This window comes from Mesorhizobium carmichaelinearum, assembly GCF_900199455.1.
GTDB lineage: Bacteria > Pseudomonadota > Alphaproteobacteria > Rhizobiales > Rhizobiaceae > Mesorhizobium > Mesorhizobium carmichaelinearum.
The window spans coordinates 1-445 of the sequence record NZ_FZQR01000158.1 but is presented as its reverse complement, the minus strand read 5'-3'; the positions used below and the strand labels follow the sequence as shown (position 1 = coordinate 445).

The following is a 445-nucleotide window of genomic DNA, read 5'->3' as shown; positions in this document are numbered from 1 at the left end:
CATAAACGTTCCACTGATATGGTTAATCGTTCCTGTCGATTCAAACATTTTATATTTTGTTTGTGCACCCTTTGGATAACCAATAACAGAAATTCTATCTTTCGCTTTTGCTCCGTCTGCAAATTTTGTATAACTAACGTTCTTATTAAAATTCAAACCTTCTGTACTTGTTTCATGAACATGAACTATCGCAAGGTCTTCTTTTCCAGGATATTCTACAATGTCTTTAACGTCGTAGTTTCCTCCGCCTTTACCTTTGCTCGAATGATGTGCTGCTACTCTATTTTTAAAAATATTATTACTTTTAGCGATATGTTTGTTAGTTACGATTGTATTTTTACCAACAACTACACCAGTACCACCCGCAAATGCTACCACTGAATTGTATGGTGCCTTTGTTGCATCGGTAATTTCTTTGACATTCTTTTCTGCTTTGGCAATTGAA

The 445-nt window shown here is 35.1% G+C and carries 1 pseudogene; it reads right to left on the bottom strand.

Annotated features, from left to right (window positions below):
- Window positions 1–445: pseudogene (gene splA, locus CKW40_RS46260) on the bottom strand (serine protease SplA); the annotation flags it as partial.